This window comes from Collinsella sp. AM17-1 (assembly GCF_003470665.1).
Classification (GTDB): domain Bacteria; phylum Actinomycetota; class Coriobacteriia; order Coriobacteriales; family Coriobacteriaceae; genus Collinsella.
Genome location: NZ_QRJZ01000025.1, coordinates 1 through 19,883, shown reverse-complemented (window position 1 = coordinate 19,883; position 19,883 = coordinate 1). Strand labels below are relative to the sequence as shown.

The 19,883-nt window shown below is 57.3% G+C and carries 13 protein-coding genes; 8 read left to right on the top strand and 5 right to left on the bottom strand.

Annotation, left to right across the window (positions count from 1 at the left end; genetic code table 11):
• Positions 1–263 precede the first annotated feature (263 nt).
• From DW195_RS09525 to DW195_RS09510, 4 genes are all read left to right on the top strand, one after another.
• Positions 264–1,580 (top strand): ABC transporter substrate-binding protein, encoded by a 1,317-nt coding sequence (locus tag DW195_RS09525; protein ID WP_118206555.1) that lies wholly within the window; start codon positions 264–266, stop codon positions 1,578–1,580.
• An 87-nt stretch (positions 1,581–1,667) separates the two neighbouring features.
• Complete coding sequence (locus DW195_RS09520) at positions 1,668–2,522, top strand: carbohydrate ABC transporter permease (RefSeq protein ID WP_117759387.1); 855 nt, start codon at positions 1,668–1,670, stop codon at positions 2,520–2,522.
• A complete protein-coding gene (locus DW195_RS09515; protein WP_118206554.1) occupies positions 2,522–3,361 on the top strand; it encodes a carbohydrate ABC transporter permease in 840 nt (279 codons plus the stop codon). The genes DW195_RS09520 and DW195_RS09515 overlap by 1 nt, the downstream gene beginning before the upstream one ends.
• A 68-nt stretch (positions 3,362–3,429) precedes the next feature.
• Positions 3,430–4,629, top strand: a complete 1,200-nt coding sequence (locus DW195_RS09510; protein ID WP_118206553.1) for an ABC transporter ATP-binding protein — start codon at positions 3,430–3,432, stop codon at positions 4,627–4,629.
• A gap of 533 nt (positions 4,630–5,162) precedes the next feature.
• Here DW195_RS09510 and glgP read toward each other — a convergent pair.
• The 3 genes from glgP to galE all read right to left on the bottom strand — a co-directional run bounded on the left by glgP (position 5,163) and on the right by galE (position 10,346).
• Complete coding sequence (gene glgP / locus DW195_RS09505) at positions 5,163–7,430, bottom strand: glycogen/starch/alpha-glucan family phosphorylase (RefSeq protein WP_118206552.1); 2,268 nt, start codon at positions 7,428–7,430, stop codon at positions 5,163–5,165.
• A gap of 129 nt (positions 7,431–7,559) precedes the next feature.
• Positions 7,560–9,077: a 4-alpha-glucanotransferase gene (gene malQ / locus DW195_RS09500; RefSeq protein ID WP_233540856.1), complete on the bottom strand. Its 1,518-nt coding sequence runs from the start codon at positions 9,075–9,077 to the stop codon at positions 7,560–7,562.
• Positions 9,078–9,284: 207 nt separating this feature from the next.
• Complete coding sequence (gene galE, locus DW195_RS09495) at positions 9,285–10,346, bottom strand: UDP-glucose 4-epimerase GalE (RefSeq protein WP_118206550.1); 1,062 nt, start codon at positions 10,344–10,346, stop codon at positions 9,285–9,287.
• Between the two features lie 269 nt (positions 10,347–10,615).
• On the opposite strand from galE, the gene DW195_RS09490 reads away from it, so the two are divergent.
• Entirely contained in the window at positions 10,616–11,821 is a 1,206-nt protein-coding gene (locus DW195_RS09490; protein ID WP_118206549.1) for a CHAP domain-containing protein, read from the top strand.
• A 224-nt stretch (positions 11,822–12,045) separates the two neighbouring features.
• Here the strand turns inward: DW195_RS09490 and DW195_RS09485 are convergent, their stop codons facing one another.
• Complete coding sequence (locus tag DW195_RS09485; protein ID WP_158567934.1) at positions 12,046–13,767, bottom strand: GLUG motif-containing protein; 1,722 nt, start codon at positions 13,765–13,767, stop codon at positions 12,046–12,048.
• 686 nt (positions 13,768–14,453) lie between these two features.
• Here DW195_RS09485 and DW195_RS09480 point away from each other — a divergent pair.
• On the top strand, positions 14,454–14,819 hold the full coding sequence (locus DW195_RS09480) for a hypothetical protein (RefSeq protein WP_118206547.1): 366 nt from the start codon (positions 14,454–14,456) through the stop codon (positions 14,817–14,819).
• A 68-nt stretch (positions 14,820–14,887) separates the two neighbouring features.
• Here DW195_RS09480 and murB read toward each other — a convergent pair whose 3' ends face one another.
• The gene (gene murB / locus DW195_RS09475; protein WP_118206546.1) at positions 14,888–15,850 is read right to left on the bottom strand and encodes a UDP-N-acetylmuramate dehydrogenase; all 963 of its coding nucleotides are present in this window, start codon (positions 15,848–15,850) and stop codon (positions 14,888–14,890) included.
• A gap of 183 nt (positions 15,851–16,033) precedes the next feature.
• Here murB and DW195_RS09470 point away from each other — a divergent pair, with 183 nt between their 5' ends.
• Positions 16,034–17,062 (top strand): LacI family DNA-binding transcriptional regulator, encoded by a 1,029-nt coding sequence (locus DW195_RS09470; protein ID WP_118206545.1) that lies wholly within the window; start codon positions 16,034–16,036, stop codon positions 17,060–17,062.
• A 204-nt stretch (positions 17,063–17,266) separates the two neighbouring features.
• Positions 17,267–19,795, top strand: coding sequence for a phosphoketolase (locus tag DW195_RS09465; RefSeq protein ID WP_118206544.1), 2,529 nt, complete (start codon positions 17,267–17,269; stop codon positions 19,793–19,795).
• Positions 19,796–19,883: the final 88 nt, after the last annotated feature.

Here is a 19,883-nt window from a genome sequence, read left to right as displayed (position 1 = left end):
AAACGCCCGGTCAAACCGACGATGCATCGGCTTGACCGGGCGTTTTCTCTGCATTCAATAACAAATAATTGTTTATACAAAACTTGTCAAGTATCAAGTTGAAATTACCGTTCACCGAAGTTTTTCTACCGCTCTAGTAATACTTGTTCAAACAACTAGCCAAATAGCGTATCGTACGAATCAGCAAAAGGGGCAAAGTCCCCGAGCCAATCTCCGAAGGCGGCGGCAAAGGGTGCCGCCACGGTGTGAAAGGGTGGATTGTAATGAAGAACGAAATGAGCAGAAGGCAGTTCCTGGGCTTTGCTGGTTCCGCGGCTGCAGTTCTTGGTCTGGGTCTCGTGGGTTGCGGCGGTTCTGCCGGCTCCGGCTCCTCTGCTTCTGGTGACGCTGCCGAGGTCTACTTCCTCCAATTCAAGCCCGAGGTCGACAAGGAGTGGAAGGAGATCGCCAAGGCGTACAAGAAGGAGAAGGGCGTCGAGGTCAAGATCGTGACCGCCGCCTCCAACACCTACGAGGAGAAGCTCAAGTCCGAGATGTCCAAGAGCTCCGCTCCGACCCTGTTCCAGGTCAACGGCCCCACCGGTCTTAAGAACTGGAAGGATTACTGCGCCGATCTGTCCGATACCAAGCTCCGTGGTGAGCTCATTGACGACTCCCTGGCTCTGCAGTCCGATGGCAAGGATCTGGGTATCGACTGGGTCCAGGAGAGCTACGGCATCATCTACAACAAGCAGCTGCTCGAGAAGGCTGGCTACAAGGCCGAGGACATCAACTCCTTCGACAAGCTGAAGGCTTGTGCCGACGACATCCAGGCCCGCAAGGACGAGCTTGGTGTCGAGGGTGCCTTTACTTCCGCCGGCATGGATGACTCCTCCAGCTGGCGCTACACCACCCACCTCGCCAACCTCCCGCTCTACTACGAGTTCGAGAAGGAGCACAACCAGGAGGACGACGAGATCAAGGGCGAGTATCTCGACAACTTTAAGCAGATCTTCGACCTGTACATCACCGACTCCACCTGCGATCCTTCGCAGCTTGCCTCCAAGACCGGCGACGACGCCACCAACGAGTTCGCAACCGGTAAGGCCGTCTTCTATCAGAACGGCTCTTGGGCCTACGCCGACCTCACCAAGGCTGGTATGACCGACGACCAGCTCGGCATGCTGCCGATCTACATCGGCGTCGATGGCGAGGAGAACCAGGGCCTGTGCTCCGGCGGCGAGAACTACTGGTGCGTGAGCTCCCAGGCTTCCGAGGACGCCCAGAAGGCCACCGAGGACTTCATGTATTGGTGCGTCACTTCTGACACCGCCACCAGCATCATCGCTGACAAGATGGGTCTGACCGCCCCGTTCAAGAGCGCCAAGGAAACTAACAACGTCTTCTCGCAGCAGGCCGTTGCCATGGCCAAGGACGGCAAGAAGACCGTCGCTTGGGACTTCGTTTACATCCCCTCTGAGGAGTGGAAGAAGAACCTCAAGCAGGCTCTGATTGCCTATGCTGCCGACAACAGCAAGTGGGACGGCGTCAAGAACGCCTTCGTCGATGGCTGGAAGACCGAGAAGGCTGCTTCCGAGTAAGCAGTTGCTGCCCAAGCTATCTGATTAGCGACAGGGGGCGGGCAGACGTAGGTTTGCCCGCCCCCTGCATATTGAAAGGACCCTTTTATGGGCAAAGCACTCAAGCGCTGGTGGCCGCTCTTTATGCTGCCCACGTGCCTGGCGTTTATGATCGGGTTCGTGATCCCCTTTATCCAGGGTTTCTATCTCTCGTTCTGCCAGTTTATTACCATCAACAACGCGCACTTTGTCGGTATCGAGAACTACGTGCGCGCATTGTCCGATCCGCAGTTTGCCACGTCGTTCTTCTTTACGGTGGCGTTTGCCTTCCTGTCGACGGTGCTCATCAACGTGATCGCCCTCGCCATCGCGCAGGCGCTCACCCGCAAGGCGCTCAAGGGCACCAACATCTTCCGTACGATCTTCTTTATGCCTAACCTGATCGGCGGCATCGTGCTGGGCTACATTTGGCAGATTCTGATCAACTGCCTGCTTTCCAACGTGGGCGCCCAGCTCATCGCCCTTAACTCTGCTGCTGGCTTCTGGGGCCTTATCATCCTGACGCTGTGGCAACAGGTTGGTTACATGATGATTATCTACATCGCCGGTCTGCAGTCCATTCCGTCCGACTACATCGAGGCCGCCAAGGTCGACGGTGCCACGGCATGGCAGACGTTTTGGAAGGTTAAGATTCCTAACCTGATGCCGACGATTACTATCTGCCTGTTCCTGTCCATCACCAACGGCTTTAAGCTGTTCGACCAGAACCTCGCCCTTACCGGCGGCGCCCCCGCGCACTCCACCGAGATGCTCGCCCTGAACATCTACAACACGTTCTATTCGCGTGCCGGTATCGCATGGCAGGGCATCGGTCAGGCCAAGGCGGTTATCTTCTGCATCCTGGTCGTTGCTATTTCCATGATCCAGCTTAAGGCCACGAGGTCCAAGGAGGTGCAGCAGTAATGAAACGCGATAAGGTTATCAACCGCGCGCTCTCGATCTTCTTTACGATTCTGTCGCTCGCGTGGATCTACCCCGTGTTTATGATCGCGCTCAATTCCTTTAAGAAAGCGACCGCAATCAGCACCACCACGGCGTTCGATCTGCTCACGCCCGAGACGTTCAACGGTCTCGCAAACTACGTGCACGCTCTTAACGAGCAGGGCTTTGCCTCGGCGTTTATGTACTCGCTCATCATCACGGTCACGTCGGTCGTTCTGATTTTGGTGTGCTGCTCCATGTGCGCTTGGTACGTAGTGCGCGTCAACAGCAAGATCTCGAACTTCTTCTATTACCTGTTCGTCTTCTCGATGGTCGTGCCCTTCCAGATGCTCATGTTCACGCTGTCCAATTTGGCGGACCGCATTGGCTTCAACACGCCGTTCAACATCTGCTTTATCTACCTTGGCTTTGGCGCGGGCCTGGCGGTCTTTATGTTCGCCGGCTTTGTAAAGAACATCCCGCTCGAGATCGAAGAGGCGGCCATGATTGATGGCTGCAACCCGGTCCAGGTGTTCTTTAAGATCGTCCTCCCCATCATGAAGCCCACCTATCTTTCGGTCGGCATTCTCGAGACCATGTGGGTCTGGAACGACTATCTGCTGCCCTACCTTACGCTCGACTCCACCAAGTACAAGACCATTCCTATCTTGATCCAGTACTTCCGCGGTGGCTACGGCCACGTCGAGCTCGGCCCCATGATGGCCTGCATCATGATGGTCGTTGTCCCCATCGTCATCATGTACATCTTCTGCCAGAAGTACATCATCGACGGTGTGGTGGCAGGTGCCGTCAAGGGCTGATGCCGTAACTGTTTTGCAAGTTTCTGCGGCGCCCCTCAGCGTGGCGCCGCATATCGAAAGGTAGAGACATGGCCGAGATCGTTCTCAAACATGTTCAGAAGGTGTATCCCAACAACGAGTCCAAAAAGAAGGGCTTCTTTGGCAAAAAGAAGAAGACCGAGGAAAAGAAGCACAACCTCAAGGTTACCGAGGACGGTGTGCTCGCGGTGGAAGACTTTAACCTCACCGTGCATGACCAGGAGTTTATCGTTCTCGTTGGCCCGTCTGGCTGCGGTAAGTCCACGACGATGCGCATGGTTGCTGGCCTGGAGGACATCACCTCGGGCGACGTGCTCATCGACGGCAAGCGCGTCAACGACGTGGCGCCCAAGGACCGCGACATCGCCATGGTGTTCCAGAGCTATGCTCTGTACCCCAATATGACGGTGTACGAGAACATGGCGTTTACGCTTGAGCTCAAGAAGGTCCCCAAGGACGAGATCGACCGCAAGGTTCGCTCCGCTGCCGAGATCTTGGGTATCACCGAGTACCTCGATCGTAAGCCCAAGGCGCTTTCGGGCGGCCAGCGTCAGCGTGTCGCTATCGGCCGTGCCATCGTGCGTGATCCTAAGGTCTTCCTGATGGACGAGCCGCTGTCCAACCTGGACGCCAAGCTGCGTAACCAGATGCGTGCCGAGCTCATCAAGCTGCGCCACGAGATCAAGGGCACGTTCATCTACGTCACCCACGACCAGACCGAGGCCATGACCCTCGGCGATCGCATCGTGGTTATGAAGGACGGCGTTGTCCAGCAGATCGCCACCCCGCAGGAGGTCTTCAACCATCCCGCGAACATCTTCGTCGCCGGCTTTATCGGCGTGCCGCAGATGAACTTCTTCGATGCCCAGCTGGTGCGCTCGGGCAACGGCTTTACCGTCAAGACCGAGGATATGAACGTGGCGCTCGCCCCCGAGACCTGCGCTAAGCTTGCTCTCAACTGGGACGGCGGCGATGTGAAGGAGATTACGGCCGGCGTGCGCCCCGAGCAGATTCTGCTTGCCGACAAGGGCGAGGAGGGCGCGCTCCAGGGTACCGTCGAGGTGACCGAGCTCATGGGTTCGACCGAGCATGTCCACGTGACCGCTCCCGATGGCCAGTTCGTCCTGATCATTCCCGTTGTCGACCTTGAGGCCAAGGGCGCGCTCAAGGCGGGCGACTCCATCTGGTTTAAGTTCGAGAAGAACGCGACCCATCTCTTCGATAAGGTGTCTGGCAAGAACCTTATCTAGGCCCGGTGCATCCAGGCCCTCCCTTTGGGCGACTGCGGTATTGCCATCCTTTTGCCGCGGTCACATATAAGGCTCCCCTCCCGTCCACTGGGCGAGAGGGGAGCCTTTCTTTGTGCCGGGTTGTCTATCTGTCAGTTTGTCTTGATCTGTAACAGGAGGAGGGCCAAATTGGGCCTAGATGTTACAGGTTGAGACAGCGTCGAGTTGCCTGTCCTTTCATCTCGACCTGTAACACGAAGGACTGATTTCGGCAGTTACCTGTTACAGATTGAGATTGTTTTAGCCGCCTTGCCCGTCTGTCTCATTCTGTAACAGGTAGACCCGATTCCGGCGGTTATCTGTTACAGATTGAGACAGTTCATCGGGGCAATTTCGTTTATCTAGATTTGTAACAGGTAGACTCACTTTTGCCGGCTAGATGTTACAGACCGAGATTGTTTGGTCGAGGCAGGCCACGGGCAACACAGGGACACAAAAAAACGGAGCCGCGTTGCCGCGACTCCGTTTTCAAGAGGATGGGTAAGGGAAGCGAATTAGCTCAGGTGCCAGATCTCGTCGTTGTACTGGGAGATTGTGCGGTCGGACGAGAAGGTGCCGGCGTTGGCGATGTTGATCAGTGCCTTGCGCATCCAAGCGTCCTGGTCCTCGTAGTCGGCTAGCACGCGCTCCTTGGTCTGGATGTACTCCTCAATGTCGAGCAGGGCCATAAACCAGTCCTTGCCCTTAATGTCGTCGTGCAGGCGCTGCAGGCGCTCGGCGTTGCCGGTCGCCATAAAGGCCGGGTTGGTGATGAAGTCCACCAGCAGTTTAATGCCGGGCTTGCAGTAGAGCGCACCGGCGTTGTAGGTGCCGTCGGCGTAGAGCCGCTCGACCTGTTTGGACGAGGCACCAAAGGTGTAGATGTTCTCGTCGCCCACGAGCTCGGCAATCTCCACGTTGGCACCGTCGAGCGTGCACAGGGTCAAAGCGCCGTTGAGCATGAACTTCATGTTAGAAGTGCCGCTCGCCTCCTTGGAGGCCAGGCTGATCTGTTCGGAGATGTCGGCGGCGGGAATCACGCGCTCGGCGGCGGTGACGTTGTAGTTCTCGATCATGACGACCTGCAGGTAGGGGGCCACATCGGGGTCGTTTGCAATCCACTGCGACAGCGTCAGGATCAGATGGATGATGTCCTGGGCGATGGTGTAGGCAGGTGCCGCCTTGCCGCCAAAGATGATGGTGACGGGGTGAGCGGGCTTGTTGCCGTTCTTGATGTCGAGATACTTCCAGATGATGTAGAGCGCGAGCATCTGCTGGCGCTTGTACTCGTGGATACGCTTGACCTGGACGTCGATGATGGCGTTGGAGGGGATCGTCACGCCCTGCTCGAGCGCCATAAACTCGCGCATGATGGTTTTGGCTTCGGCTTTGGTGGCGGCCAAGCGCTCAAGAATGCTCTTATTGTCGGCGAAGTCGGCGAGTTTGCTCAAGTCGCCGGTGCTGCGCCAATCGGTACCGATTACATCGTCGAGCAGGCTGGCAAGCGCGGGGTTGGCTCCCTGGATCCAGCGGCGGAAGGTGATGCCGTTGGTCTTATTGGAGAACTTCTCGGGGTAGATCTCGTAGAACGGATGAAGCTCGGTGTCCTCCAGAATCTTGGTGTGGAGTGCGGCGACGCCGTTGATGGAGAAGCCAAAGTGGATGTCCATGTGGGCCATGTGGACGGTGTCGTATTCGTCGATGATGGCGACGCGCGGATCGTCGTGCTCGGCCTTTGCGATCTCATCGAGCTTGACGATAATGTCGGCGATGGCAGGGGAGACCTTCTGCAGGCTGGTGAGCGGCCACTTCTCGAGCGCCTCGGCAAGAATCGTGTGGTTAGTGTAGGCGACCATGGAGCGTACGATGGTCACGGCCTCGTCAAACTCGATGTCGTGCTCGGTGGTGAGCAAGCGAATGAGCTCGGGGATGACCATGGTGGGGTGCGTGTCGTTAATCTGGACCACGGCGTAGTCGGCCAGATCGTGCAGGTTGCTGCCGCGCTCGATGGCCTCGTCGATCAGGAGCTGGGCGGCGTTGCTCACCATGAAGTATTCCTGGTAGATGCGAAGCAGGCGGCCCTGCTCGTCGGAATCGTCAGGGTAGAGGAACAAAGTGAGGTTCTTGGCGATCTCGGTCTTATCGAAGTCGATGGAGCTGCCGGGGACCAGGCCGTCGTCGACACTTGCCAGGTCAAACAGGCGCAGGCGGTTCTTGGTGGGCTGGCCGTAACCAGGCACATCGATGTTGACGAGCTTGGAGGTGACGGCAAAATCGCCAAACTCAACAGTGTAGGAGCGGTCGTCATCAATCAGGATATCCTGCTCGCCGAGCCACTCGTCGGGGACGGCCTTCTGCTGATTGTCGACAAAGCGCTGACGGAACAGGCCGTAGTGGTAGTTGAGGCCCACGCCGTCGCCGGTCAGGCCCAGCGTGGCGATGGAATCCAGGAAGCACGCGGCCAGGCGGCCCAGACCACCGTTGCCGAGCGACGGCTCGACCTCAAACTCCTCAATCTTGTTGAGGTCGTGGCCGGCGGCGGTGAGCTGGTCCTTAACATCGTCATAGATGCCAAGGTCGATCATGTTGTTGATGAGCAGCTTACCGATCAAAAACTCGGCAGAGATGTAGTAGAGCTTTTTCTTGCCATTGTTGAGCGGACAGGCGGCAGAGCGCTCCTGCACAAGCTTGACGAGCAGTTTGTAAATGTGGCGGTCATCGAGTTGCTCGAGCGAAGTCCCAAAGGACTGCTCGGCAAGATCCGCAAGATTGATACGGGGCATGTTTCCTCCTGTGGTGGGTTGACTACATGTCAGAAATGCAAAAGAAGCCCGCGCGAGGGGATTGGGGTGGCCTCGCGCGGGAAAAGCGAGCGCGTCCGCACGATGGGGTGGGGTCGGGCGCGGTAGCTCCTATTGGGGAAGCTCGATCTCGGCTTCCGATGGGATGCGGAAGTAGGTCTCGGTCCAGTCGGTGAGCTTGTGCTCGAGCTCGCGGGTGATGGCGCCATCGAGCATGCGCCAAGTCCAGTTGCCGCCCAAGGTGGCAGGGGTGTTGATGCGCGCCTCGTTGCCCAGATTGAGCAGGTCCTGCATGGTATAGATGCACGTGTCGCTCACGCTGGCGGCGATGGTGCGGTTGAGTGCGTCGGCCATGGACTCGCCTGCCCGCTGATGGGTGTACAGGGCCGCCTGCTCGCGCTGACGCGGGGTGGCCGTTCCCTCATACCAGCCGCGTGCCGTCTCGTTGTCATGCGTACCGACATAGGCGACGGTGTTGGCAATGTAGTTATGCGGCAGGTAGTACGAGTTGGTGCCCTCAAAGGCAAACTGCAGGATCTTCATGCCAGGGAAGCCCGTGGTATCGCGCATGTCGATGACGCCGGGGGTAAGAAAGCCCAGATCCTCGGCGATGATGGGTAGCGTACCGAGCTTTTCCTCGAGCACCTTGAAGAGTTTGAGACCGGGTCCCTGCGTCCACGAACCATATGACGAATCGGGAGAGGAGAACGGCACCTCCCAAAATGCCTCAAAACCGCGGAAGTGGTCCAGACGGATAACGTCGTACATGTTGAGTGCCGCGCGGATGCGGCCTTTCCACCAGGAGAAGCCGTCTGCTTCCATAGCATCCCAGTCATAGATGGGATTGCCCCAGTACTGGCCAGTGGCGGAGAACTGATCGGGCGGTGTGCCGGCGACACTGACGGGGTTGCCGGCGGCGTCGATCTTAAAGAGCTCGGGGCTTGCCCACATCTCGACGGAGTCGCGCGAGACATAGATGGGCAGGTCGCCGATGATCAGGATGTCGCGCTCGTTGGCATAGGCCTTGAGGCGGCTCCACTGACGATCGAAGAAGTACTGCGTCATCTGGTGGTAGAGCATGCGCGCGGGATGGGCAGCGCAGACCTTGGCAGAAGCCTCGCCACGGGTACGGAGCTCTGCGGGCCACTCCCAAAATGCCTTGAGACCGCACTCCTCCTTGACGGTCATGAACTCGCAGTAGGGGATGAGCCAGTCTTCGTTGGTTTGGACAAAGTCGTCGAAATCGGCTGGCTTGTCGGAGGCGAAGCGTTCGGCGGCACGGTCGAGAATCTGGCGGCGACCGCTAAAAATCGCGCCATAGTCAACGTTGTTGGGATCGGAGCCCAGATAAACACCGTCGATATCGCACTGCTCCAGATAGCCGGCCTCGATCAGCTCGGCAAAGTCGATGAAATTGGGGTTGCCCGCACGGGCCGAGAACGACTGATAGGGAGAATCGCCATAGCTCGTCGTCGTAAGGGGCAGAATCTGCCAATAATGTTGTTTGCACGAGGCGAGGAAATCGACAAAGTCGTAGGCGTTCCAGCCAAAGCCGCCGATGCCGTACGGTCCGGGCAGGGATGAGATGGGCATGAGAACACCGCTCGCACGCTCCATGGATGTGCTCACCAACCTTCTTGTTGTGGGATCGGCCTGCAGATGGGTGAACAGCCCGTCCCGAGTTTTAGAGTCGATGTCCCTATTGTAGAACATGTTGTTTAAACATGTATAGGCGAGATTAAAAAGTTGGCCCATTTTCGGTAAATGGTTACGCGTCATGAAAAAGCCCCGGTCTCACATCGTGAGATCGGGGCAAGAGCGGTATGTAGGTTTTTGCTACTCGGCGTCGGCGAAGCCGTTGGGGTTATGGCTCTGCCAATTCCAGCTGTCGCGGCACATGTCCGCGATATCGTACTGGGCCTTCCAGCCCATCATGCGCTCGGCCTTGGAGGCATCGCACCAGTTGGCAGCGATATCGCCGGCACGGCGTTCGCGAATCACATAGGGCAGCTCCTTGCCGCACGCCTTGGAGAAGGCAGCGACGACCTCGAGCACCGAGGTGCCGGTGCCGGTGCCCAGGTTAAAGATCTCGACGCCGGTTTTGCCATTCATCCAGTTGAGGGCGGCAACGTGACCAGATGCCAGGTCGCACACGTGGATGTAGTCGCGCACACCGGTGCCGTCGGGGGTGGGGTAGTCGTTGCCAAAGACCTGAACGGCCTCGAGCTTGCCCACGGCGACCTGGGCGACATAGGGAACCAGGTTGTTGGGGATGCCCTTGGGGTCCTCGCCGATCAAGCCTGACGGATGGGCACCGATGGGGTTGAAGTAACGGAGCAGCACGACGTCCCACTCGGGGTCGGCGGTGTGGACATCCATGAGGATCTGCTCAATCATCCACTTGGTCCAACCGTAGGGGTTGGTCGCGGGCTTCTTGGGGTCTTCCTCGGTGACAGGCGGATTGTCCGGATCGCCGTAGACGGTCGAGGAGCTCGAGAAGATGATGGACTTGCAGCCATGGTTGCGCATGACGTCAATGAGCACCAGGGTGTTCTCGATATTGTTGTGGTAGTACTCGACAGGCTTGCTCACCGATTCGCCGACGGCCTTAAAGCCGGCGAAGTGGATGACGCGGTCGATCTGGTGGGTATCGAAGATCTTGTTCATCGCATCGCGGTCGAGCACGTTGGCCTCGTAGAAGGTGAGGTTCTTGGCGGCCTCGTCGCCCACGATGGTCTTGACGCGGTCGATGGCGACGGCGCTGGAGTTGGAGAGGTCATCGACGACGACGACCTGGTAGCCGCCCTCGAGCAGCTGAACGACGGTATGGGAACCGATGAAGCCGGCACCGCCGGTAACGAGGACGCAGGTGTCTTTGGGGTCGAGTGCTTGGGACATGTAGTCTCCTATCGAATCAGGAACACTTCTTGAGGGAGTATAGCGCAGCTAGGTACGGTGCAACTGTTTGACACAATGAAAAGCAGAGTAATGATGTTAACGTACTCATAAGACAGGAATGCATAACGGTTTCTTGGTAATTCCAGGCCGTGCGCATGCCGCCGGTCGTGCGGTTTTCTGCCGTTCGTGGAAATCGTTGGGATGCGTCGGATGTACGGTAATATGTATGTCTTGAGCGACATATAAACAAAACATGTAACGGAGTACATATGTCACCAAACAGCGATTCCATCTTTACTCAGGAGCTCTCACGCCGCACCGCCCTCAAGGCCCTGTTCGGCGCCGCTTCTGCTGCAGTTCTTTTTGGCCTACCTGTCCGCGCCCATGCTGCCGAGGCCAGCCAGGAAACCACCGACAAGCTGAATGCCGCCCAGGCCCAGCTCGACGAGGTCCAGGCCCAGCTTGATAGCATTGCCAACGAGTACGCGGCGCTCGCTAACAAGAATGCTCAGACGCTCAACGACATCGAGGGTGTTCAGGGTCAGATCGACGACACCCAGGAGCAGATCGACACCAAGAAGTCGGAGCTCAAGAAGAAGCGTAACGAGCTTTCCGATCGCGTGGCGGCAAGCTACAAGTCGGGTGGCACCAATATCCTGTCGTTGCTGCTCGCTTCTGGTTCGTTTGAGGAGCTCGTCGCCAACGCGCATTACGTCGAGAAGATCAACAAGAGCGACCGTGACGCCATCGAGGACATCCAGACCATCCAGCAAGAGCTCGATACGCAGAAGTCCGAGCTCGAGTCGCAAAAAGCCGACTTGGAGAAGCTCAAGGACCAGCAGTCTGCTCAGATGCAGGATATGCAGGCCAAGCAGCAGGAGGTCCAGACGGTTCTGAACGGCCTCTCCGACGATGTCAAGGAGCTCATGGCGCAGCGCGATTCCGAGATTCTTGCTGCCGCTCAGGCCGAGGAGGCTGCCAAGAAGGCTGCCGCTGCCGCGGCTGCCGCGAACAAGAACAATTCCTACTCGGGTGGTTCAAACTCGGGTGGCGGATCGTATGCGCCCGGAACTCCGCAACAAAATGCCGGCTCGGGCAAGCAGCAGGCTGTCGTCAACGCTTGCTATTCCACGCCCTCGCCTGGTCAGAACTGGTGCGCGGCGTGGGTCACCAACGTCTTCCGCAACGCCGGCGTTGGTTACTTTGGCGGTAACGCGTGCGACATGTTTAACGCATGGTGCTATAGCTCCGATCGCTCGGCGCTGCAGGTGGGCATGATCGTTGCCGACTCATCGCATAGCGGTACCGGCATGCCGGGTCTGATCTATGGCCACGTGGGCATCTACGTTGGCGGCGGCATCGTTATGAGTAACGAGGGCGCCATCACGTCGAGGTCGCTTGACTCGTTCATTGGGTTCTACGGCACTGGCTCTGGCGTGCGTTGGGGCTGGCTTGGCGGCGTCGTGCTGTCGTAGAACAAGTTGGGCCGCGTGCCCGCCCGCAATATATTTGATTGCCTGCTCGGGCAGTCCTGCGCAAGACGAAGGCCACATTAAGTGGCCTTCTTTGCGTGCGGAACTCGCGATCAATCAAATATATTGCGGGCGGGCACGCGGCCCTCTCGGGTCCTGAGCGCGACTCACCGGACTGGTTGTCTGAATATAGGAAAGCGACGGTCCCTTGGGCTAAATACTTAATTTTACTTTACGCTGCGCTTTTTCGTTCTGCTGTATACGGTTGTTACGGTTACTGCGCCGACGCTGGCGAACAGCAGAGCGATCCACAAAGCAAGGCTGTTTGTATCGCCAGCCTGCGGAAGCTTATCGGATGTTCCCGGTTTGGTGCTGGCAGGTTTTTTCTCCTTGGTGCTGACAGGTTTTTTCTCAAGAGCAGCAATGGCATCTTCAATAGCTTTCGCCATTGCGTCAACTTCGCCCTGTTCAGTGATGTTCTTGTCACGGACAACAGCATTGACGGCAGCTTCCACGGCGGTGAAGTCCTTGTAGTTATCCTTGTTCAGTGCATTTGCCTTGGCAATGGCTTCGTCGACCTTAGTGTAGTCGGCAGGTAAATAAGTCATTGCAATGGCCTGCACATGAGTCGCTGTATCAGCCGTAATCGTAATATTGGAATTGAAAACCTCGCAATTATCTGCGCTGACTTCGACTTGATAAGTACCTGCCTCCAAATTGGCGGGGTTTGTTACTGCCTGACCGTCCACTTTGATGGTTACATTTGACAGTTCAGCGGGTGTTACAACAAAAGAAACTGCATATTTCGGTGCTGGCAGAATAGGTGTGCCATTTGGGTTAAATCGATAATTGCCGCCAGCAGCAGTGATCTCATTAAAGAACTCTTCCGTTTTCATAGAGTCAAGGGTCTTTTCTGTTCCGGCATCCTGGTACTTAAAGCAAGCCGGGACATTTTCAGTTCCCACGAAATAGTTGTTTTCAAAAGCAGGTGTATCAGATGAAACGCCGCCTGCAATGCCACTCAAACGCTTATAAGGCGTAGTGGCGGTATATTGAGATAAATCCATTTCACCAGCGAAATAACAATGTTTGATTTCTGTACCTGCACCAACTGTCCCTGCGATGCCGCCGAAATCTGTGGTTCCGTTGCCAAGAGGAACCATTTTCCCTGTGGAATAACAATTGATAATCTTTGAAGCTTGATACAGCTGCCCAACGATTCCGCCGGTGCAGGGTGTCCAAGAGGACATCTCGCCTGTATTAGCACAATACTGTACGGTACTGTTTTGAGCAACGCCTACGATACCGCCCATCTGGAAAGAGCTGACATCCTTCGTTATTGAAAAATTCCCCTTGTTTTGGCAGTACTCAATCGTGCTATTTATTGCATATCCGCACATAGCCGCAGTACCGTTAATATATTTGTCTGTATCCGTGAACGACACATCTGAAACGCAGTCAGAAATTTTGCTGTCTGCTGCAACACCCGCTACCGTTCCAAAATAGACATACCCCGAATTGGATACATCCAGCTTGCCTTGAATTGTCAAACCGGAAATTTCAGCGCCATAAACCTCACTGAATAATCCGAAAGACGGATATTCCGTCTTTCCATAGTTTTCGGAAAAATCTAAATTGGAAATCGTATGCCCGTTTCCATAAAACTTGCCGCTGAAGTAATGCAACAGATTTCCCTCAGCATCAAATGTGCTACCTATTGGTGTCCACGCAATGCCTGTTAAATCCAAATCTGCATCAAGAGATACAACTGCATCTGTTTTATCGTCGTATTCGCCATTGTCCACAGCTTTTGCAAATTGCAAAAGCTCATCTACTGTTGTGATTGATATTTTGCTGCTTTGCGCGTTCTCCCCTGCAAAGGCTGTCATCGGAACAAGTGTCATCGCGAGGCACAACGCAAGCAGAACGCCTAGAAGCTTCTTCTTCATTTTCATTCCTCCAAAATAATTCTGTCCGCCATTCACTTCCTCCGACAGCGGACACGCCGGAGAAGATAGAAGGTTTAACCGGAAAAGAGTGATTTGACGGTCGTGGTTAGGACTTCGATATCAAACCACCATCCTTCCGGTAAACACAAAAAACCGAAGCCAAGGCATACTGCGCCCTGTCTCCGGCAACTGGATCGTTATAAATTGTATGAAATAAGACTTGAAACGCTGAAAAAGCGGCGCTATGCTCCTGCCGAGCCGAGCCGAGCCGAGCCGAGCCGAGCCGAGCCGAGAATAGTCGCTGCATTTCCATTCGCCATAGTCAAGTCCTCCTCCCCTATTGTAATTCTCCACGTACGATTGATTTTACCAGCCAATTCAATCATAAGTGGAGGATTACAAAAGCCGAAAGGGAGAGGACTTCCTTACGAGGCCGCTCCCTTTCGGGGCCTTCTTTTTATAGAAATTCGCCGACTAGGTGGGCTGCGGTTTTGGTATTTGGAACCGGCGGTTCATCAAAATGAAAAATGAAATATAGCCTAGCTGCAATAATCGCCTTATTGAGGGCTCGAATTGGTCATATAGATCTAAAATAGTCACAAAATATAACTGTCGAGAGGCGTTGGGGATGTATATGACAAAACCTGGAACTTCCCTTTCGTTGGCCCTCTAGTCGGGAGACATTCATGGACACCATATATGACGGAGATGACTGGATCGATCATTATACTTGGCGCCTGGTCGGCTCGAACGACAATGGGGATGTGGTGTTTGATGGACTATGTCCAAAGCATCTCCATCCTTTTGTCTCGTCGTTAATTGAGAGTTCCGCTCGTGTTGCCCCCTACAGTTCGGCGTCGCTTTATGATACGGACGTTTTGAAGACCATAAAGGACTCTATTGACGAGGGCACGTTGAGCAGCTTGCTGTTTTCTCGGCTTGTGGGGCTAGATGAGGCTAGCTCAAAACGACTGCTTGCGGGTGAAAAGATGGAGCTCGGTTATCATTCGATGGTTTCAATCCTGCGGCTAGCCGATGTTCTTCGCAAATAAATGAAAACGGGACAAGGGAGCTACATCACTTGTCCCGTTATTAATTAAAGTGAATCACTGCGGGCGGGCTATAGAAATTCGCCTACTCGGTGGACTTCGGGTTCTAGGTCTACGTCGAACTGCTCTTTGACGGTTGCTTGGATGTGGCGGATGAGTTCGTCGACGTCGGCGGCGGTGGCGTGGCCGGCGTTGACGATGAAGCCGCAATGTTTTTCGCTCACCTGGGCGCCGCCGACGGCGTGGCCGCGCAGGCCGGCGTCCATGATGAGCTTGCCGGCAAAGTGGCCCTCGGGACGCTTGAAGGTGGAGCCGGCGCTCGGCATGTCGAGCGGCTGCTTGTCTTCGCGGCGCTGGCGGTAGTCGTCCATGTCGGCCTTGATCATCGCGGCGTTGCCCGGGGCGAGGTTGAAGGTTGCCGAGAGCACGATAAAGCCGTCGTCGGCAATGCGGCTCTTGCGATAACCCAGGTTGAGCTCGTCGACATCGAACTCGATGATATTGCCGCTGCCGCGGGTGCCGTCGTCGAGCATGCGAGCGGGCTTGTAGACGCGTACAGATTCCAGCACATCGGCCATGCAGGCACCGTAGGCACCGGCGTTCATGTAGCAGGCGCCGCCGACCGATCCGGGGATACCCGAGATGGGCTCCATGCCGGTGAGACCGGCCTCGGCTGCCGCCGCGGCGACATCGGAAAGCAAGGCGCCGGCTGCTGCCGTAACGTGCATGCCATCGACCGTAATGTCGGAGAGGCCCTCGCCCAGCGCCACGACGACGCCGCGGATTCCCTTGTCGCCGACGAGCAGGTCGGAGCCGTTGCCCACGATAGTAAGCGGCAAGTTGCAGCGATAGCAGGTGTCGAGCGTGGCGATGAGGCCCTGCTCGGTGTCGGGCGTGACAAAGACATCGGCCGGGCCGCCGATCTTAAAAGTGGTGTGCTCGCGCATGGGCTCGCTCATGAGTACGTTGTCCTCGCCGGCAACGCCGGCGAGCGCGCAGAGCAGGTCCTCGTTAAAAAAGTCGTTCTCGTGCATACGAATATCCGCCTTTTGGTGGTTGTTGTCATCGATCGATTGCAATATACCCCACCTGGACGGATTTGGTGCGCTGGCGGCGATAAAACAGCCGTCCACCGGATTGGTAAAGTGTTTATCACCGAGGTAGATAGGCAGTCGCTATACTTTCAAGAGATTGCGCGTAAACTCGGAAGGAGCGAGATGGCCAACAAAGTCACCCTCAAGCAGATCGCCCAGGAGGTGGGGCTTTCCCCCTCGTCGGTCTCGCTTGTTCTTAATAATCGGCCCTGTCGCATCTCGGAAGAAAACCGCAAGCTCATCAAGGAGGTTGCGGCGCGCAACCACTATGTTCCTAACCAGATCGCGCGCAGCTTGGTCATGCGCGAGTCGCGCACGCTGGGCCTTATCGTTCCCAATATCGAGAGCCGCTTTTTTGCCTCGCTCGCCGGCAGCTTGGAAAAGCGCTGTCGCGAGGACGGTTACGCGCTCTTTATTACCAGCTCGGGTGGAAGCGCCGATGACGATTTGGAACTGCTGCGCCAGCTGGTGACGCGCGGCGTCGACGGCGTCTTTCTGGTAGTGGGTGACGAGTTCTCCGACGACCGCGCCCTGCGCGAAGAGGTCAGCCATCTGCCCATCCCGGCGGTAATGGTCGACCGTGCCATTGAGGGGCTCGAGTGCGACAAGGTGATGTTCGACCACGAGATGGGTGGCTACATGGCCACGCGGTATCTGATTGAGCAGGGTCATCGCCGCATCGCCTGTCTGGTTAACGCGCGCCGTTCCAATACGGGTCGCAAGCGACTCGCCGGCTATGAGCGCGCATTGCGCGAGGTTGGCCTGCCTATTGACGCACGGTTGGAGTTTGAGAGCGAGTACTACATTCCGAGTGCATACGAGGCCTCGGAGGCCGTGCTCGCAACTGATGCCACCGCCGTGTTCGCAAGCTCGGACAACATTGCCCTCGGTCTGCTCAAGCGCTTGCACGAGATGGGGAAGAACATCCCGGGCGATATCTCGGTGGTGAGCTATGATAACTCGGCTGCCGACGTTCTCTTTGAGCCGGCGCTGACCGCGATTGAGCAGGATCCCGGTGTCCTTGCGGAGCATGCTTTTGGCTGCATGTCCAAGCGTCTTGCCGGTAGGGGCGGTAGACGTGCCGAAGAGGTCGTTCTGGAGCCGGCGCTTATCGTGAAGGACAGTGTGCTTGACCTTACTAAACACAACTAAACACGTTTACCAATTTGCAGAAACCGAATGTGGAGCACCTGTGACAGTCAATGCCGCAGGTGAATGTCGCGTTTTGCTAATCGATGGGATTGATAAGGGTGGTAAAACGTTTTTTCACCATGATAAAACGTTTTAGCAAATATACTGGTCCCAACGAAAGGTTGCCGTATTGGAGGGTGACCGCACAGCGAAGGGACATAAACAATGGCTAAAACACTGGGGACGCCGTGGCAAAAGCTGGGCCACGAGGTGCCGGCTTCCGAGCTCGAGGGCGTCGACCTGTATTGGCGCGCATCGAACTATCTGTCCGTCGGTCAGATCTACCTTCGCTCTAACCCGCTAATGCGCCCCGACTTTGTTGATGAGAAAACCGGTGAGGTGCGCGACTTCGGTCGTCCGGACGTTAAGCACCGCCTGGTTGGCCACTGGGGCACCACGCCCGGCATCAACTTCCTGTTCGGTCACGTCAATCGACTGATCGCCGACCACAACCAGAACGCTATCTTCTTGATGGGCCCTGGTCACGGTGGCCCCGCCGGTACTGCTCAGTCGCTGCTCGACGGCACCTACCGCGAGATTCGCCCCGACATCACCAATGACGAGGCCGGCCTGCAGAAGTTCTTCCGCCAGTTCTCCTATCCCGGCGGCATCCCGAGCCACTTTGCGCCCGAGACGCCCGGTTCCATCCACGAGGGCGGCGAGCTCGGCTACACGCTCAGCCACGCTTACGGTGCCGTTATGGACAACCCGAGCCTGCTGGCCGTGGCCGTGGTGGGCGACGGTGAGTCCGAGACCGGTCCGCTTGCCACCTCTTGGCAGTCCAACAAGCTCGTGAACCCGGCAACCGACGGCATCGTCCTGCCAATCCTGCACCTCAACGGCTACAAGATCGCCAACCCCACCATCCTCGCCCGCGTGTCCGACGAGGAGCTCACCAAGTTCTTTGAGGGCATGGGCTACAAGCCGCACTTCTTTGTCGCCGGCTTTGACGACGAGAGCCACGCGAGCATCCATGCGCGTTTCGCTGCCTTGTTTGAGCAGGTCTTTGACGAGATCTGCGACATCAAGGCCACCGCGCGGGCCCAGGCCGCCGCAGGCGAGACCGTGGCCCGCCCTGCTTACCCCATGATTGTGTTCCGTACTCCCAAGGGTTGGACTTGCCCCAAGCACATCGACGGCAAGAAGACCGAGGACTCCTGGCGCGCCCATCAGGTGCCGCTGGCGAGTGCCAAGGACACTCACGAGCACTTCCGCGTGCTGCGCGAGTGGCTGCGCTCCTATAAGCCCGAGGAGCTCTTTACGCCCGAGGGCCAGGTACGCCCCGAGGTGACGGCCTTTATGCCGACCGGCGAGCTGCGTATCGGCGCCAATCCCAACGCGAACGGCGGCAAGGTGCGCCGCGAGCTCGAGCTGCCCGATATCCACGCCCACGAGATCCCCGTCGCCGAGAAAGGTCACGGCTGGGGCTCCACCGAGGCCGCTCGCGTCTTTGGTGAGTACACTGCCGACGTTCTGGCCAAGAACATGGACGATTTCCGCATCTTTGGTCCCGACGAGACCGCGTCCAACCGCCTGCAGGCCGCCTACAAGGTGACCAAGAAGCAGTGGGATGCCGGCTTCTACGAGGACGAGGCCAACGACGAGCTGCTCGCCGGCTCCGGTAAGGTCGTCGAACAGCTGTCCGAGCACCAGTGCGAGGGCTTCCTCGAGGCCTACGTGCTCACCGGCCGCTCCGGCGTGTGGAGCTCCTACGAGAGCTTTGTGCACGTGGTCGATTCCATGGTCAACCAGCACTGCAAGTGGCTCGAGGCCACCAAGCGCGAGATTCCGTGGCGTGCTCCCATCAGCGGCCTCAACATTTTGCTGTCGAGCCATGTTTGGCGTCAGGACCACAACGGCTTCTCGCACCAGGACCCCGGCTTTATCGACCTGCTGCTCAACAAGGCCAACGACACGCATATCGTGAATGCTTACTATCCGGCCGACGCCAACATGGCCCTCGCTGTGGCCGAGCGCGTCTACCAGTCCACCGACTGCGTCAACGCCATTTTCTGCGGCAAGCAGCCCGCCCCGACTTTCCAAACGGTCGACGAGGCCTGTGCCGAGCTCGCCGAGGGTGTCGCGGCTTGGGAGTGGGCATCGACTGCCGACTCGCTCGCCGAGGCTGACGTCGTAGTTGCCACGTGCGGTGACGTGCCGACGCTCGAGGCCCTGGCTGCAACCGACATGCTGCGCGAGCTAGGCATTAAGGTGTGGTTCGTTAACGTGGTCGATCTGCTCAAGATTCAGAACGTCTGCGAGAACGACCAGGCCATCAGCGATGAGCGCTGGGCTGAGCTGTTCGGCTGCGGTGAGAAGCCCGTGCTCTTCGCATTCCACGCCTATGCCGGCACGATTCGCCGCCTGATCTGGAACCGCCCCGGCCACGACGCCTTCCGCGTCCACGGCTACGAGGAGAAGGGCTCCACGACCACGCCGTTCGACATGCTGCGTCTGAACAACATGGACCGCTGGGCCCTGGCCGCCGACGTGCTGCGCATGGTCGACGCCGACAAGTTTGCAGAGCAGATTGACGAGTGGGAGGCATTCCGCACCGAGGCCTTTGACTTCGCGTGTGACGAGGGCTTCGATCACCCGGCCTTTACCGACTGGGTCTGGCCCGACGCCGCTGCCGCAACCGCTGCCGACGGTGCACTCTCCGCAACGCAGCTAACTGCCGGCGACAACGAATAACATCCGGGACGGTCTCGCGCTGGGGCCTTGCCCGGCGGGGTGGCCTTGCTCCGGGAAGTGGGCTTCGCGAACTTCCCGGAGCAAGGCC